This window comes from Streptococcus oralis (genome assembly GCF_019334565.1).
Classification (GTDB): Bacteria; Bacillota; Bacilli; order Lactobacillales; family Streptococcaceae; genus Streptococcus; species Streptococcus oralis_CR.
In genome coordinates, this window is record NZ_CP079724.1 from 739,164 (window position 1) to 754,590 (window position 15,427).

General features: G+C 38.5%; 17 protein-coding genes and 1 other annotated feature. Of the genes, 9 read left to right on the forward strand and 8 right to left on the reverse strand.

Going from position 1 to position 15,427, the window contains the following annotated elements; all coding sequences use genetic code 11:
- The first annotated feature begins 136 nt into the window (after positions 1–136).
- From msrB to rplL, 6 genes are all read left to right on the forward strand, one after another.
- Entirely contained in the window at positions 137–1,075 is a 939-nt protein-coding gene (msrB, locus tag KX728_RS03700; RefSeq protein ID WP_215804777.1) for a peptide-methionine (R)-S-oxide reductase MsrB, read from the forward strand.
- A gap of 59 nt (positions 1,076–1,134) precedes the next feature.
- A complete protein-coding gene (locus KX728_RS03705; RefSeq protein ID WP_215804776.1) occupies positions 1,135–2,859 on the forward strand; it encodes an ABC transporter ATP-binding protein in 1,725 nt (574 codons plus the stop codon).
- Position 2,860: 1 nt separating this feature from the next.
- Positions 2,861–4,609, forward strand: a complete 1,749-nt coding sequence (locus KX728_RS03710) for an ABC transporter ATP-binding protein (RefSeq protein WP_215804775.1) — start codon at positions 2,861–2,863, stop codon at positions 4,607–4,609.
- Positions 4,610–4,709: 100 nt separating this feature from the next.
- Positions 4,710–5,969 carry a TRZ/ATZ family protein gene (locus KX728_RS03715; protein WP_049519552.1) on the forward strand — a complete coding sequence of 420 codons (1,260 nt, stop codon included), beginning with the start codon at positions 4,710–4,712 and terminating at the stop codon, positions 5,967–5,969.
- 61 nt (positions 5,970–6,030) lie between these two features.
- Positions 6,031–6,166, forward strand: a sequence feature (ribosomal protein L10 leader region).
- A gap of 38 nt (positions 6,167–6,204) precedes the next feature.
- Entirely contained in the window at positions 6,205–6,705 is a 501-nt protein-coding gene (gene rplJ / locus KX728_RS03720) for a 50S ribosomal protein L10 (RefSeq protein WP_001287274.1), read from the forward strand.
- A 74-nt stretch (positions 6,706–6,779) separates the two neighbouring features.
- A complete protein-coding gene (gene rplL / locus KX728_RS03725) occupies positions 6,780–7,148 on the forward strand; it encodes a 50S ribosomal protein L7/L12 (protein WP_001196964.1) in 369 nt (122 codons plus the stop codon).
- Positions 7,149–7,247: 99 nt separating this feature from the next.
- Here rplL and KX728_RS09320 read toward each other — a convergent pair whose 3' ends face one another.
- The 7 genes from KX728_RS09320 to KX728_RS03755 form a co-directional block, all read right to left on the reverse strand.
- Positions 7,248–7,901, reverse strand: a complete 654-nt coding sequence (locus KX728_RS09320) for a site-specific integrase (RefSeq protein WP_223335635.1) — start codon at positions 7,899–7,901, stop codon at positions 7,248–7,250.
- 188 nt (positions 7,902–8,089) lie between these two features.
- Positions 8,090–8,398: a hypothetical protein gene (locus KX728_RS09325; protein WP_223335634.1), complete on the reverse strand. Its 309-nt coding sequence runs from the start codon at positions 8,396–8,398 to the stop codon at positions 8,090–8,092.
- A gap of 123 nt (positions 8,399–8,521) precedes the next feature.
- A complete protein-coding gene (locus tag KX728_RS03735; protein WP_215804774.1) occupies positions 8,522–9,376 on the reverse strand; it encodes a DNA adenine methylase in 855 nt (284 codons plus the stop codon).
- A 54-nt stretch (positions 9,377–9,430) separates the two neighbouring features.
- Positions 9,431–11,140, reverse strand: coding sequence for an AAA family ATPase (locus tag KX728_RS03740; protein WP_215804773.1), 1,710 nt, complete (start codon positions 11,138–11,140; stop codon positions 9,431–9,433).
- A gap of 2 nt (positions 11,141–11,142) precedes the next feature.
- Positions 11,143–11,526: an ImmA/IrrE family metallo-endopeptidase gene (locus KX728_RS03745; RefSeq protein ID WP_215804772.1), complete on the reverse strand. Its 384-nt coding sequence runs from the start codon at positions 11,524–11,526 to the stop codon at positions 11,143–11,145.
- Positions 11,513–11,884 carry a helix-turn-helix domain-containing protein gene (locus tag KX728_RS03750; RefSeq protein WP_215804771.1) on the reverse strand — a complete coding sequence of 124 codons (372 nt, stop codon included), beginning with the start codon at positions 11,882–11,884 and terminating at the stop codon, positions 11,513–11,515. Before KX728_RS03750 ends, KX728_RS03745 begins: the two co-directional genes overlap by 14 nt.
- A 449-nt stretch (positions 11,885–12,333) precedes the next feature.
- The gene (locus KX728_RS03755; RefSeq protein WP_215804770.1) at positions 12,334–12,864 is read right to left on the reverse strand and encodes a DUF8453 domain-containing protein; all 531 of its coding nucleotides are present in this window, start codon (positions 12,862–12,864) and stop codon (positions 12,334–12,336) included.
- Between the two features lie 52 nt (positions 12,865–12,916).
- On the opposite strand from KX728_RS03755, the gene KX728_RS03760 reads away from it, so the two are divergent.
- Genes KX728_RS03760 through KX728_RS09330 form a run of 3 tightly spaced genes read left to right on the forward strand, consistent with a single transcriptional unit; the run spans position 12,917 to position 13,466 of the window.
- Positions 12,917–13,126, forward strand: coding sequence for a helix-turn-helix domain-containing protein (locus KX728_RS03760; RefSeq protein WP_215804769.1), 210 nt, complete (start codon positions 12,917–12,919; stop codon positions 13,124–13,126).
- A 3-nt stretch (positions 13,127–13,129) separates the two neighbouring features.
- Entirely contained in the window at positions 13,130–13,327 is a 198-nt protein-coding gene (locus KX728_RS03765; protein WP_215804768.1) for a hypothetical protein, read from the forward strand.
- 10 nt (positions 13,328–13,337) lie between these two features.
- The gene (locus KX728_RS09330; protein ID WP_257474690.1) at positions 13,338–13,466 is read left to right on the forward strand and encodes a hypothetical protein; all 129 of its coding nucleotides are present in this window, start codon (positions 13,338–13,340) and stop codon (positions 13,464–13,466) included.
- A 444-nt stretch (positions 13,467–13,910) separates the two neighbouring features.
- On the opposite strand, the gene gdhA is transcribed toward KX728_RS09330, so the two are convergent.
- On the reverse strand, positions 13,911–15,257 hold the full coding sequence (gdhA, locus tag KX728_RS03775; RefSeq protein ID WP_215804767.1) for an NADP-specific glutamate dehydrogenase: 1,347 nt from the start codon (positions 15,255–15,257) through the stop codon (positions 13,911–13,913).
- Between the last annotated feature and the right edge of the window lie 170 nt (positions 15,258–15,427).

A 15,427-nucleotide genomic window follows, 5' to 3' on the forward strand; every position in this document is an offset into this window, starting at 1 on the left:
ACAGTGTTTTGAGGTTGTGGATAGAACTGACGAAGTTAGCTCAAAATACTGTTTTGAGGTTGCAGATGTAAGCTGACGTGGTTTGAAGAGATTTTCGAAGAGTATTAGTTAAAAACTTGATAAAGGAGAAATAAAGATGGCAGAAATTTATCTAGCAGGTGGTTGTTTTTGGGGCCTAGAGGAGTATTTTTCACGTATTTCTGGAGTGCTGGCAACCAGTGTCGGCTACGCTAATGGTCAAGTCGAAACGACCAATTACCAGCTACTCAAGGAAACAGACCATGCAGAGACTGTTCAAGTGATTTATGATGAGAAAGTAGTGTCACTCAGAGAGATTTTGCTTTATTATTTCCGTGTTATTGATCCCTTGTCTATTAACCAGCAGGGGAATGACCGTGGTCGCCAATATCGTACTGGTATTTATTACCAAGATGAAGCAGACTTGCCAGCTATCTACACAGTGGTGCAGGAGCAGGAACGCATGCTTGGTCGAAAGATTGCAGTAGAAGTGGAGAAACTTCGCCACTACATTTTGGCTGAAGACTACCACCAAGACTATCTCAAGAAAAATCCTTCCGGTTATTGTCATATCGATGTGACGGATGCTGATAAGCCATTGATTGACGCCTCTAACTATGAAAAGCCTAGTCAAGAGGTGTTAAAGGAAAGCTTAACTGAAGAGTCCTATCGTGTTACGCAAGAAGCTGCTACAGAGGCTCCATTTAGTAATGCTTATGACCAAACTTTTGAAGAGGGGATTTATGTAGACATCACGACAGGGGAGCCACTCTTTTTTGCTAAGGATAAGTTTGCCTCAGGTTGTGGTTGGCCAAGTTTTAGTCGTCCGATTTCTAAGGAGTTGATTCACTATTACAAGGACCTGAGCCATGGAATGGAGCGAATCGAGGTTCGTTCTCGCTCAGGCAATGCTCACTTGGGTCATGTTTTCACAGATGGACCTCAGGAGTTAGGTGGCCTCCGTTACTGTATTAATTCTGCTTCCTTACGCTTTATAGCCAAGGATGAGATGGAAAAAGCAGGATATGGCTATCTATTACCTTACTTAAACAAATAAAACTGAGAGGGTGGGGCTTCCCACTTTCTTCATTTCTAGAATATGAATAGAAGGGATCTATGAAACACTTACTATCTTACTTCAAATCCTATATCAAAGAATCCATTTTAGCTCCCTTGTTCAAGCTACTTGAAGCTGTTTTTGAACTCTTGGTTCCCATGGTGATTGCTGGGATTGTTGACCAGTCCTTGCCCCAGAGAGATCAAGGGCATCTCTGGATGCAGATTGGCCTGCTCCTTATCTTTGCAGTGATTGGTGTTTTAGTGGCCTTGGTAGCCCAGTTTTACTCAGCTAAGGCTGCGGTGGGTTTTGCCAAAGAACTGACAGACGACCTTTATCGTCATATTCTTTCCTTACCCAAGGACAGCAGAGATCGTTTGACAACTTCTAGCTTGGTGACTCGCTTGACTTCGGATACCTACCAGATACAGACTGGTATCAATCAATTCCTGCGCCTCTTTTTGAGAGCGCCTATTATCGTTTTTGGAGCCATTTTTATGGCCTATAGAATCTCAGCTGAGCTGACTTTCTGGTTCTTAGTTATGGTTGTCATTTTGACGATTGTCATTGTCGGCCTATCTCGGCTGGTCAATCCTCTCTACAGCAGTCTCAGAAAGAAAACGGACCAGCTGGTTCAGGAAACGCGCCAGCAATTGCAAGGGATGCGAGTTATTCGTGCTTTTGGTCAGGAAAAACGAGAGTTACAGATTTTTCAAACCCTTAACCAAATTTATGCCAGATTGCAAGAAAAGACAGGTTTCTGGTCAAGTTTGTTAACACCTCTGACCTATCTGATTGTTAATGGAACTCTCCTCGTCATTATCTGGCAGGGATATATTTCAATTCAAGGAGGTTTACTCAGTCAAGGTGCCCTGATTGCTCTTATCAACTACCTCTTGCAGATCTTGGTGGAATTGGTTAAGCTAGCTATGCTGATCAATTCCCTCAACCAATCCTATATCTCAGCCAAGCGAATTGAGGAAGTTTTTACCGAAGCTCCAGAAGATACTTTTTCAGAATTAGAACAAAAACAAGCTACCGGTGATCGGGTTTTGCAAGTCAAAGAATTAACCTTTACCTATCCCGATGCGGCTCAAGCTTCTCTGAGAGACATTTCCTTTAATATGACTCAAGGGCAAATCCTTGGTATCATTGGGGGAACGGGTTCTGGTAAGTCAAGCTTGGTGCAAGTCTTACTTGGTCTTTATCCAGCAGACAAGGGTAGCATTGACCTTTATCGAAATGGACGTAGTCCTCTTAATCTTGAGCAGTGGCGGTCTTGGATTGCCTATGTTCCCCAAAAGGTCGAACTTTTTAAAGGAACTATTCGTTCTAACTTGACTCTAGGTTTAAATCAAGAAGTGTCTGACCAGCAACTCTGGCAGGCCTTGGAGATTGCGCAAGCTAAGGATTTTGTCAGTGAAAAGGAAGGACTTTTGGATGCCCTAGTTGAGGCAGGAGGTCGAAATTTCTCAGGCGGACAAAAACAAAGGCTATCTATTACCCGAGCAGTCTTGCGCCAAGCTCCATTTCTCATCTTAGATGATGCGACCTCGGCCCTCGACACCATTACCGAGTCCAAGCTCTTGAAAGCTATTAGAGAAAATCTGCCAAATACGAGCTTAATCTTGATTTCTCAACGGACTTCGACACTTCAGATGGCTGACCAGATTCTCCTCTTGGAAAAAGGTGAGTTACTAGCTGTTGGCAAGCACGAGGAATTGATGAAGACTAGCCAAGTCTATCGCGAAATCAATGCATCCCAACATGGAAAGGAGGACTAGCATGAAACGACAAACTGCAAACCAAACTCTCAAGCGTTTGACCGTAGATTTAGCAAACCATCCCTTCCTCCTTTTCCTAGCCTTTTTAGGAACTATTGCCCAAGTTGCTTTATCGATCTACCTACCTATCTTGGTTGGGCAGGTCATTGACCAGGTCCTCGTAACTGGTTCTTCACCAGTTTTTTGGCAGATTTTCATCCAGATGATCTTGGTGGTCATAGGAAATACACTGGTACAATGGGCCAATCCTCTTCTTTATAATCGTCTAATCTTCTCTTATACCAAAGACTTGCGAGAGAGAATCATTCATAAACTCCATCGTTTACCGATTTCCTTTGTAGATAGACAAGGTAGTGGGGAAATGGTTAGTCGTGTAACCACGGATATCGAACAGTTGGCAGCTGGCTTGACCATGATTTTTAACCAATTTTTCATTGGTGTCTTGATGATTTTGGTTAGTATTCTAGCCATGCTCCAAATTCATCTCCTCATGACCCTCTTGGTCTTGCTGTTGACGCCGCTGTCCATGGTGATTTCACGCTTTATTGCCAAACGCTCCTATCATCTCTTCCAGAAGCAAACAGAGACCAGGGGGATTCAGACTCAGTTGATTGAAGAGTCGCTTAGCCAGCAGACCATTATCCAGTCCTTCAATGCTCAAACAGAGTTTATCCAAAGACTGCACGAGGCGAATGCCAACTATGCAGGCTATTCTCAGTCAGCCATCTTTTATTCATCAACGGTTAATCCTTCAACTCGCTTTGTCAATGCGCTCATTTATGCCCTTCTTGCTGGAGTGGGAGCCTATCGTATCATGATGGGTTCAACCTTGACCATTGGGCGTTTAGTGACTTTTTTGAACTATGTCCAACAGTATACCAAGCCCTTTAACGATATTTCTTCAGTGCTAGCTGAGTTGCAAAGTGCTCTCGCTTGCGCAGAGCGTGTCTATGCTGTCTTAGAAAGTCCTGAGGTTGCTGAAACAGGTAAGGAAGTCTTGACCAGTGACCAAGTCAAGGGAGCTATTTCCTTTAAACATGTTTCTTTTGGCTACCATCCTGAAAGGATCTTGATTAAGGACTTATCCATCGATATCCCAGCTGGTAGCAAGGTAGCCATCGTTGGTCCGACAGGTGCTGGTAAGTCAACTCTTATCAATCTCCTCATGCGTTTTTATCCTATTAACTCGGGAGATATCTTGCTAGATGGGCAATCCATTTATGATTATACCCGAGCTTCATTGAGACAGCAGTTTGGGATGGTTCTCCAAGAAACCTGGCTCAAGCAAGGAACCATCCATGACAATATTGCCTTTGGAAATCCTGATGCTAGCCGGGAGCAGGTGATTGCTGCTGCAAAGGCAGCCAACGCAGACTTTTTCATCCAACAGTTGCCACAGGGATACGATACCAAGTTGGAAAATGCAGGAGAATCTCTCTCTGTCGGGCAAGCCCAGCTCTTGACCATCGCCCGAGTCTTTCTAGCTATCCCAAAGATTCTTATCTTAGACGAGGCAACTTCCTCCATCGATACACGGACAGAAGTGCTGGTACAGGATGCCTTTGCCAAACTGATGAAGGGGCGCACAAGCTTTATCATTGCTCACCGTTTGTCAACTATTCAGGATGCGGATCTGATTCTAGTCTTGGTGGATGGTGACATTGTTGAGCATGGTAACCATCAGGATCTCATGGCTAGAAAGGGCAAGTATTACCAAATGCAGAAAGCTGCAGCTTTTCGCTCTGAATAATCCTTTCTATTTTAAAATCTTATGAACGAAAAAAGTTGCCTTCGGGTGACTTTTTTGTTACAATAGCTAGAAAAAATCAAGGCCTTGGAAGGAGAAAACAATGAAAGTCTATCAGCATGTAAATATCGTGACTTGTGACCAAGATTTCCATGTTTATTTGGATGGTATCTTAGCCGTTAAGGACTCTCAAATCATTTATGTCGGCCAAGAGGAGCCAGAGATTTTAGAGCAAGCTGAGCAGATTATAGACTATCAGGGAGCCTGGATCATGCCTGGTTTGGTCAATTGCCATACCCATTCAGCTATGACAGGATTGAGAGGGATCCAAGATGATAGCAATCTCCATGAATGGCTCAATGACTATATCTGGCCTGCAGAAGCAGGATTTACGCCTGATATGACTACCAAGGCGGTCAAAGAAGCTCTGACAGAGATGCTCCAGTCAGGGACAACAACCTTCAACGATATGTATAATCCCAATGGTGTGGATATCCAGCAAATTTATCAGGCAGTTAAGGCTTCCAAGATGAGTTGTTATTTCTCACCGACCCTCTTTTCTTCAGAGGCAGAAACAACTGCTGAGACCATAAGCAGAACCCGAGCCATCATAGAGGAAATCTTAGGATATGAAAACCCAAATTTCAAGGTTATGGTAGCTCCACATTCTCCCTACAGCTGTAGTAGAGACTTGCTGGAAGCGAGCTTAGATATGGCAAAAGAGCTAAATATCCCTCTCCATATCCATGTGGCAGAGACCAAGGAAGAGTCAGGAATTATCCTCAAACGCTATGGCAAACGTCCCCTCGCCTTTCTAGAAGAACTGGGTTATTTAGATCATCCGTCTGTCTTTGCTCATGGGGTCGAGCTAAACGAGCGAGAAATTGAACGCTTGGCAACTTCTCATGTGGCAATCGCCCATAATCCTATCAGTAACCTCAAACTGGCCTCAGGGATCGCTCCAATCATCCAACTGCAAAAAGCAGGAGTAGCAGTCGGAATTGCGACTGACTCAGTTGCTTCCAATAATAATCTAGATATGTTTGAGGAAGGACGGACCGCAGCCCTTCTTCAGAAAATGAAGAGTGGAGATGCCAGCCAATTCCCTATCGAGACAGCCCTTAAGGCACTGACGATCGAAGGAGCTAAGGTTCTAGGAATGGAAAAGCAGATAGGAAGCCTAGAAGTTGGCAAGCAAGCGGATTTTCTGGTCATTCAACCACAAGGAAAAATCCATCTTCAACCTCAGAAAAATATGCTCTCTCATCTGGTTTATGCTGTCAAATCCAGTGATGTTGATGATGTTTATATCGCTGGAGAACAGGTGGTTAAGCAAGGCAAAGTTTTGACAGTAGAGATTTAAAAAAATTTAAAAAAAGTTTGCAAAAATCTTGCATTCTTTTTTTGTCTATGCTATACTTATATACGGTTTGAAAAAACTGCCTAAGACAGTAGGGGAGCTCGACTCATAAAGATCCTACCGAGGACAAAACGTATCATGTAAAAAGAAGCGTATTGTACTTTCGTGTCTAGGTTTGGGCGCGTTTTTCTTTTGGAAAAATTCCCCAAGCAAAATAATTACGGAGGTGAACACACTAATGAGTGAAGCAATTATTGCTAAAAAAGCGGAACTAGTTGACGTAGTGGCTGAAAAAATGAAAGCTGCTGCATCTATCGTCGTTGTAGACGCTCGTGGTTTGACAGTTGAGCAAGATACAGTTCTTCGTCGTGAGCTTCGTGGAAGCGAAGTTGAGTATAAAGTCATTAAAAACTCAATCTTGCGTCGTGCAGCTGAAAAAGCTGGTCTTGAAGATCTTGCATCAGTATTTGTTGGACCATCTGCAGTAGCATTTTCTAACGAAGATGTTATCGCACCAGCGAAAATCTTGAACGATTTTGCTAAAAACGCTGAAGCACTTGAAATCAAAGGTGGTGCAATCGAAGGCGCTGTCGCATCTAAAGAAGAAATCGTTGCTCTTGCAACTCTTCCAAACCGCGAAGGACTTCTTTCTATGCTCCTTTCTGTACTTCAAGCGCCAGTGCGCAACGTTGCTCTTGCAGTCAAAGCGGTTGCAGACAACAAAGAAGACGCAGCTTAATCTTAAGCTACGCAGCGTAGCCTAGCTACGGAAAAACGATTATAAAATTAAAAACTTATTTGGAGGAAATAACAATGGCATTGAACATTGAAAACATTATTGCTGAAATTAAAGAAGCTTCAATCCTTGAATTGAACGACCTTGTAAAAGCTATCGAAGAAGAATTTGGTGTAACTGCAGCTGCTCCTGTAGCTGTTGCTGCAGCTGGTGCTGCTGACGCTGGTGCTGCTAAAGACTCATTTGACGTTGAGTTGACAGCTGCTGGTGACAAAAAAGTTGGCGTTATCAAAGTTGTACGTGAAATCACTGGTCTTGGACTTAAAGAAGCTAAAGAACTTGTTGATGGTGCACCAGGTGTCATCAAAGAAGGCGTTCCAACTGCAGAAGCTGAAGAAATCAAAGCTAAATTGGAAGAAGCTGGAGCTTCAGTTACTCTTAAATAATAGAGCGACTACTTTAGTAGCTTAAAAACATGATTAAATCGCTATTCTTAGGAGTAGCGGTTTTTCTTTTTGTTCGTGAGGGGGCAAAAAAGGGGCAAACTATTTGTAAATTTTATCCAGGACATCAACAACTTTTGACTTGATGTTCTTGGTAACGTGAGTATAGATTTCCATGGTTGTCTTACCATTATCTTTGTGGGCAACTCTCTGAGTTATTGCTTTTAAGGGGATATTGTTTTCAGCAAGCGTACTGATAAGAGTGTGTCTTAGAATGTGAGGGTGCAATTTTTTGTTAATTGGTTTCTTTAGAGTTGCATTAGCATTCTTCATTAACTTACTGATGCTTGATTTATGAATTGGAATACCGCTAGAAGAAACGAATATAAATCCCATATCTTTATAGGCTGGATTCGTATTTTTTCTTAATTCATGCAGCTCTATAAATTCTTCAATAATCTCAATTTCTTTATTCGTTAAATCAACCACTCTGACAGATGATAAGGTTTTAGGAGTTGTTTTGACACCTTCTAAACCTTTACGAGTTGGATCTAAAGTTCCGTTGATAGTGATAGTACGGTTTTTCTTATCGTAATTTTCAAATTTAAGCGCACCAGCTTCACCGACTCGATAACCATTCAAAGCCATAAATTCAGCCATACGAGCAACATGATACCCTCTATTGTATTTTTTCATGGCTTTTAACAATATTTTTAATTCGCTTTGTTCAAGGAATTTGTCTTCAATACGCTCCATTGTTTCGTATGTGACGACTCCCTTTGGTAGCCTTACCAGTTGGATAGGATTGCTATCAATCAACTCTAAATCTTGAGCGTACTTGAATACCATACTTAGTACGGATTTGTGCTTTTTTAATTTGATATGATTGTCTTCTGAGTCTGTAAAATATTGTTGAGAATATTTAGTAGTGATGTTATTTATTTTTATTCCTGGCGCAAAACTTTTTTTACTTCATCAACCGCATAGACCATTGTTTTTATAGTAGATGCTTTGATGGATATTTTATGGAGTTCCCACCAGTCGCTTAGCACGTCTTCGAAAAGCATATCAGTAGTAGTCAAGCTTTGTAACCTTTCAACTATCTTTTCATCTAGTAGCTTTTGAGCTTCTTTTTTCGCTCTGGATGATCCAGAGTTCAGAGTAACAGAAACTCTTTTCCATTTCTCAGTGTATGGGTCTTTGTATCGCTCGAAAAATTTATATTTTCTGTTGGAAAGTTCTTCCATCCACATTGATTTTACCTCACTTTTTTGTTAAAATGGGTATAAGAAAACGACCTTTTGAATGGTTGTTTCTTATACAGGATATCCTCACACTCAAAAACTTGGCGGTCGGAGAGTGTGAGGATTTTTTATTTAAGCTTTCTTCAAATATTGTGTTTCAATTGGAATAATTAATTGTTTCGAGTAGAAAATATATTCAATTCCTTTACTAGGTTTTGTCACAGAATAATTTAGATAATACTTTTCATTCCTAAGGTTACTGTACATTTTAAAAATTTCATCAGAAACATCATATGTAAGAATCCATTTTTTATTAGACATATATTTTTTTATGGATTTAGCTAAACTAAGGTGATTTTCATGATTATAGAAGTTTGTATATAATCCAGGTCCTTTTTTATAATAAGGTGGATCAAAAAATGTAAAAGAATTTTTTGTTCTAGAAATATTTAAACGAATAAACTTTTCAGCATCCATGTTATAAAGTTTAATACGTTTTTTTAGAGATGCAATCAATGTAATTTTCTCAATAATTTTTTCTCTATTGAATCGACAATCAAGTTTGTAATCTCCGTCTTGTTTTAAACCACCAATTACACCAGCTTTTATAATACCTGAACGATTTGTACGATTGAGGAATAAAGTTGAAAAACCTAGAGAAAGCAAATCATCACAATTATCTTTATTATTCTGGATATCTCTTTGAATTTTCCATTCTTCGATAGTGATAGGTGTGGTTTCAATTTTTTTAATCAGCTGTTCAGTATAATTTAACACGGAATACCAAAAAGCATAAATTGCTTTATCAAAATCATTCACCATGATTTTTTCTACATCATTATTAAGAAGTAACTTCAAGGCAATCCCCATTCCGCCCATATAAGGTTCGATATAAGTTGTTGCATTGTTAGATACAACGAGCTCTCTAACATATTCGTAAATTTGAGACTTTCCACCTGGATACCTTAAAGGACTAATATTTTTCATAATTCATTCCTCCTTTCTATTTATAATACACTATTTCAAAAATTTTGGCCAGTTTTATAATCTAGGTATTTTATTATTTTTGGCCACAAAATCGTATGCTTTTTTAAATAATTTTTCAAATTCATTAACAGAATCAGGATTTTTCTTCTTCCAATATACTATTGGATTATTTTGCCCTTTCCAATTTGATTTTTCATCATTAAACCAAGTCTTCCAAACTACTCTAGGTTTTGTATTTTTGTATGTACCGTTCTGATTTTCATATTGTTCTTCATATGTACCGTTTTTGATGGATTGTAGAACACGGTACTTGGAATTATTCATGAAAATAGGAAAATTGTAGTTGTCACTAGTCTGCTCCCAAAATTCAGAGTCTGGGTTATTTAATATATCAAAAACAAATTCTTCAGGATTAGCCTTTGATCCATGATTCGGTAGGGTAATAAAATTTTTGTACTTACTATTGTCGATTTCTTGATCACCATCTAAACATATAATGGAGTTATTTGTAAATTCAGGAACTTTATGTTTGTGAAGTGATTGATATTGGCTAGAGGAAATACTTACACTACTGATAGGCTTGATTCTTTTCGAAACAGCTAAATTATCACTATCTTTAAATCCTTTAATTAGATTTTTAAAAACAAAATATGCTTCAGGGTCTTCAAAATAAACTTTTACCTTATCCAATATCAGTTCTTGATTTACTTGGGCTAGCAATTCATTTTTAAACTTATATAAAAAGTCAAGCTCAGTTAATTTGATATCTGAAATATCAGATTCATTAGTTGTAAAGATTTTAACATCACGATTTATTCTTTGGTTTTTTATTTTTTCTGTTTCAAGATGTTCTAAAAGAGTAAGTGAATGAGAGGTTACGAATATTTGTATATTCCACGCTCTGGCTTTTTCTAAAAAGATATCGAGAAGTATATTTTGTGCAGCAGGATATAGTGTTGCATCAACTTCGTCAACTAATAAAATTCCACCTTTATAATGATTTGGATAATTATCTTTTAATTTTTTAAATGAATACAATGCAAGTAATAGTTGTCCAACAATATCTTCTCCTGAGGATATCATCTCTATTGTCCGTTCAGAATCGATATATGCTGCAGTTTGTTTTTTTGTATTAGTTTCAGTGGCAGTTAAATTATCCGGATATTGTTTAAGCAATATAGATTCATATAAAATATGAATATCTTTCTTATCTTGTTCTGAAATTTCGAGACTATAACTTTTATTTTTAGTTTTGACTAATGGTGTTAATCGATCAAGACCAAGATAAATAACAGGATGGATATAATTGGCGGATTCATTATTATCTCGTCTAGTTACAAAACGAGGCAATATTCTGTCTGTATGATTTGTAGTTTCAACTTTGAACCATTCCTCATTATCTAAAATTACATTGATATGTTCTGTTTCTCTGACATCTTTTTCAGACAGTTTAAAATGTTCATTTGAAGAGGATTCGAATGGTTTTCCAAAATGAGTAAGAATGGAATTATACTCAGTTATAAGTTCTGAATCTAGTTCAGAGTCTAATTTAGAAAATTTTGTTTTATTAAGTTCTTGACACTCTGGAGAAATAAATTCAATGACTTTATTATTGTATGAAAAACCTTGGGCAATCATTCCAAGAATAGTAGATTTACCAGTTCCGTTTTTTCCTGAAATTATATTGACGTATTTTGATGGTTGGAAAGACAATTCTTTTATCAACCTGAAATCTTTTATTTTAAGTTCTTTGATATAGACCATTTTTATATTCCTTCTATTTTCTTAAACTCTTCCTGGATCATATCCTCGCCCCAGATTGTTGAGATTTTGTGTCTTTCTGCAAACTGGAGCCAGTTGAAGTCTGATACTTCATACTGCGCGAGTTCTTCAGAGATGAGATGTCGAATCATGAAGCGGTCTGCTTCGTTCTCGTATTTGTAAAGTAGTCTCTTGTAATGCGCTGGATTGTGGTTTATGTGCCCTAATTCGTGCAGGATGACCTTTTCTCGCTCCTCTAGGGATATAAAATCCCTATTGACGTAGATAATGCGCTCATCAGGGAAATAGAAGCCCCTACGCACCCACATGGTTTCTGAGAAGAGATAGAGTGTGACCTGGTATTCATCCAGTAACTCATTCACTTTCAATGTCGGACAACCCCAAAGAGAGTTTAATGATCTGCGCAATCTTGTCTACATCCTCATCTGATAGTGGTTTTCCATCAAAGAGAACCACACGTTCACGAAGATTAGACAAGTCGACCACACGGCCGTCAGCAGTAGTGACAAGGTCGCTTGAAATAGCAGGATTGTCAGTACGGCCTAGAAGATAATCTAAAGAAACATTAAAAAAGTCAGCAATTTCTTGCATTCTTTCAGTGCTAGCTTTTTGTTTTTTTAATGAATAAAGTGTATTTCTACTATATCCTAGCTTTTCTTCCAAGGCATTTAAAGAGAGACCTTGTCTTTTTGCTAGTTCTTTAATTCTTTCAAATGTCAGAAACATTGTTTTATCAACCTTTCTAAGCATTACGAAAAAATATTTTAAATTATATGATTAAAACCGTTTACAAAATTAAATAAATAATTTAAAATTATATTCGTAAGCTAAAGAGTTAGCGAAATAGAAAACTAAAAAATAAAAACCTAAAAAACTGATTGGCGTCCGTTTTGAATAGGTAAACCTTACTTTTTAGTAAGTCTTTTTTCTATGTCTTGATTTTAAATCATTCATTTAAAATTGTCAAGAAATTCGCTAACTTTTTAGATAATATTTTTAAAAAGGAGGGTGGATGATGATGTCTTTAGAATATCTAACTGAAGAGGACGTGGCAGAAATAAAAAAAAGAACTTTTGCAAGTTCTTCGTAGTTATGATTTAAACAGTGGGCTTGCTAAGGCGGTTCTTACTGAAACTATTGAGACGATTGCGAACTACTCACAGTTGCCAGAATAATTATTTAAGGCTTTTGATAATAGCCTCAACCGAGTTTTTTAAAAGTTTGCTTGTTTTATCAGTATCACTACTACCAATCCATAAGAGTTTTGATGTTGCATCAGTTTTTACTAGGTATTCTTCATCATATGTTTTGCCTGTTTGGTTCTTATAAATGATGTTAACAGCAATGGTATCTTTTAAGTCATTGTCTAGTATGTGCATAAATTTTTGTGAGGGAGCCATGGTATAACCAATTAGGGAGGACATATTAAAACCTAGTGTGTCAACATCTTTTGAAAATTTCAAATCTAGGATAGTTGCAGAAGTGTTCCCAAAGTTTTTGATAACGAGATACTTATGGAAATCATTGATTTCTATAGTATCTAAATAAGCAACAATAACAGGACGATTTGCTTCTTCAGTTATCTCTGATGTAAGTTTATTGGCATCACTGGCTATTTTGACAGCTTTGTGTGAGTAGTAAATCGATACAATACTGACTGATGTAGAAGCAATGATTGAAATAATATTAATAATATCGCTAAGCATATTTAACCTCAAATTTTTATTTTAATTATACCAAATTTAGAAAGGAAAATATATGAGTCAACAACATCAAAAATGGATTCAGATTGTCAAAGACAAATTGAATTCAGAAGGAATGACACAAACACATCTTGCCCGTGCTTGTGGAGTGAAGAAACCTACCATTTCAGAATTACTGAAATATGGTAAAGGTAGCGACAGATTGAAAAACCGAGTGTGCGATGTCCTGGGCATTGACGAAAGCTGGGTTGATTTAGGAGAGTAGGAAATGAATAATACAGCTCAAAAAGTAACAAGAATTAATAAAGATGCATGGGATACCGCTACTGAACTAGCCAACGAATACGGTGTATCTATTTGCCACATCATCAGCGAAAGTGTTCGCTATTGTGCAGAAAATGCTGATTTTAAAGAAGTTGACGTTGTGGTTAAACGTTTATCTGTTGGTGGCAAAGTGCTGGAGTAGGAGGAGTAGAATGAACGAATTAGAAAGAACAGCCCTCAATGAGATATTGAGGACCGTGACATATATTGCAGAGAAGTTGGATGAGTTGGAGTCTAAACTTGATAAATCTGATCTACAAGATTTTGAGCGTCCAGAATAGTTAGTTGGTATTCAATAAAGCGGATGGTAGCATTAAAAAAAATTTTCAAATCTTGTAAATCTTTGTCTGTATGTTTTCGTACGTAGTGAGTTTTATCATTTCCTATCCACGAAGTGGCTTGAGCGAGCTTTTGTAGAATTTGATCATCGATGTAATCTTTAATGACAGCTCCTAACGGTTTTACCTTGATTTCATCAGCTTTTTCGGGGAATTTATGGACCAAAAAATCTTTGATGATGAACTCCAGAGACTTTCTAAGACCAATTCCGACTAAAGTGTCGTAACCGTCTACCTCAGCTTGTAAAGATTGAATATATGTCTTAAAACCTTATTAGTAGCTTAAAAACATGAATAAACCGCTATTCTTAGGAGTAGTGGTTTTTCTTTTTGTTCAATGAAAAAACTGGCTGCCCTTATGGGCAGTCAGTTTCCGTAATTTGTTTTTTATACCACGCCTTGTGCAATCATAGCGTTGGCTACGTTTTCGAAGGCAGCGATATTGGCTCCTGCAAGGTAGTCAGTACCAAGACCGTATGTTTCAGCAGTTGTTTTAGCTGTATTAAAGATATTGGTCATGATGTCTTTGAGACGGCCGTCAACTTCCTCACGAGTCCATGAGAGTCGAAGGCTGTTTTGGCTCATTTCAAGGGCTGAAACGGCTACACCACCAGCGTTGGCAGCTTTAGCAGGTCCGTAAAGGAGTCCGTTTTCTTTGTAGACTTTGATGGCATCTAGGTCACTTGGCATGTTAGCACCTTCAGATACACAGATAACACCTTGAGCAACCAAGCGTTTTACTGCATCACCATTGATTTCATTTTGAGTGGCACATGGAAGAGCGATGTCATAGCTGCCAGTGTATGTCCAGACAGAACCTTCGTGGTAAGTAGCAGTAGATTTTTCAGCAGCGTATTCAGTCAAACGAGCACGACGTTTATTTTTCACATCTGCTAGAAGGTCGAAGTCGATACCATTTTCATCAATAACATAACCATTTGAGTCGGATACTGAGATGACAGTTGCGCCAAGTTCAGTCGCTTTTTGGAGAGCAAACTGGGCAACATTACCAGAACCTGAAATCACCACTTTTTTACCAGCAAAGCTATTTCCATTAGCCTTGAGCATTTCTTCCGTATAGTAGACCAAACCGTAACCAGTAGCCTCTGGACGGATCAAGCTACCACCAAATGGGAGAGGTTTACCAGTCAAGACACCTGCGTCAAACTGGTTGAGACGTTTGTATTGTCCGTAAAGGTAACCAATCTCACGTCCACCAACACCGATATCACCAGCAGGTACGTCAAGTGATGGTCCGATGTATTTTTGCAATTCAGTCATGAAACTTTGGCAGAAATTCATGACTTCAGCATCGGTCTTGCCTTTAGGATCAAAATCTGATCCACCTTTACCGCCTCCGATTGGCAGTCCAGTCAAAACGTTTTTAAAGATTTGTTCAAATCCGAGGAATTTCAAGATTCCTTGGTTTACGGTTGGGTGGAAACGAAGTCCGCCTTTATATGGTCCAACAGCTGAGTTAAATTGAACACGGTAACCACGGTTGACTTGTACTTTTCCATCACGATCAAGCCAAGGAACACGGAAAGAAATCACGCGCTCAGGTTCAGTGATACGTGCCAAGATATTTTCTTCGATATACTCAGGGTGCTTTTCAAAGACAGGCTCCAAGGTACTGAAGAATTCTTCAACCGCCTGGAGAAATTCAGCCTCGTGCCCATTACGAGCTGTTACAGTTTCAAACACGCTTTGGATATAGTCTTTAGCAGATGTCATATCGTTCTCCTTTATTCTTGTCCTATTTTATTACGTGAGACATTATAGCAGAATTTTTTTTCAGTGTAAAGAAAAAAACGGAAATTTTCTAAAAATTCTCTCAATTTACATTCGGTCAATACGGAGTGACTTGTCAAAAAACGAACGTTTTCTGCCAAAACAACTTTCTC

Excerpts from the sequence above, each read along its gene's own strand:
- msrB (WP_215804777.1), top strand. The coding sequence starts at position 137 with ATGGCAGAAATTTATCTAGCAGGTGGTTGTTTTTGGGGCCTAGAGGAG.
- KX728_RS03705 (WP_215804776.1), top strand. The coding sequence starts at position 1,135 with ATGAAACACTTACTATCTTACTTCAAATCCTATATCAAAGAATCCATT.
- KX728_RS03710 (WP_215804775.1), top strand. The coding sequence starts at position 2,861 with ATGAAACGACAAACTGCAAACCAAACTCTCAAGCGTTTGACCGTAGAT.
- KX728_RS03715 (WP_049519552.1), top strand. The coding sequence starts at position 4,710 with ATGAAAGTCTATCAGCATGTAAATATCGTGACTTGTGACCAAGATTTC.
- rplJ (WP_001287274.1), top strand. The coding sequence starts at position 6,205 with ATGAGTGAAGCAATTATTGCTAAAAAAGCGGAACTAGTTGACGTAGTG.
- rplL (WP_001196964.1), top strand. The coding sequence starts at position 6,780 with ATGGCATTGAACATTGAAAACATTATTGCTGAAATTAAAGAAGCTTCA.
- KX728_RS09320 (WP_223335635.1), bottom strand. The coding sequence starts at position 7,901 with ATGGAGCGTATTGAAGACAAATTCCTTGAACAAAGCGAATTAAAAATA.
- KX728_RS09325 (WP_223335634.1), bottom strand. The coding sequence starts at position 8,398 with ATGTGGATGGAAGAACTTTCCAACAGAAAATATAAATTTTTCGAGCGA.
- KX728_RS03735 (WP_215804774.1), bottom strand. The coding sequence starts at position 9,376 with ATGAAAAATATTAGTCCTTTAAGGTATCCAGGTGGAAAGTCTCAAATT.
- KX728_RS03740 (WP_215804773.1), bottom strand. The coding sequence starts at position 11,140 with ATGGTCTATATCAAAGAACTTAAAATAAAAGATTTCAGGTTGATAAAA.
- KX728_RS03750 (WP_215804771.1), bottom strand. The coding sequence starts at position 11,884 with ATGTTTCTGACATTTGAAAGAATTAAAGAACTAGCAAAAAGACAAGGT.
- KX728_RS03755 (WP_215804770.1), bottom strand. The coding sequence starts at position 12,864 with ATGCTTAGCGATATTATTAATATTATTTCAATCATTGCTTCTACATCA.
- KX728_RS03760 (WP_215804769.1), top strand. The coding sequence starts at position 12,917 with ATGAGTCAACAACATCAAAAATGGATTCAGATTGTCAAAGACAAATTG.
- KX728_RS03765 (WP_215804768.1), top strand. The coding sequence starts at position 13,130 with ATGAATAATACAGCTCAAAAAGTAACAAGAATTAATAAAGATGCATGG.
- KX728_RS09330 (WP_257474690.1), top strand. The coding sequence starts at position 13,338 with ATGAACGAATTAGAAAGAACAGCCCTCAATGAGATATTGAGGACCGTG.
- gdhA (WP_215804767.1), bottom strand. The coding sequence starts at position 15,257 with ATGACATCTGCTAAAGACTATATCCAAAGCGTGTTTGAAACTGTAACA.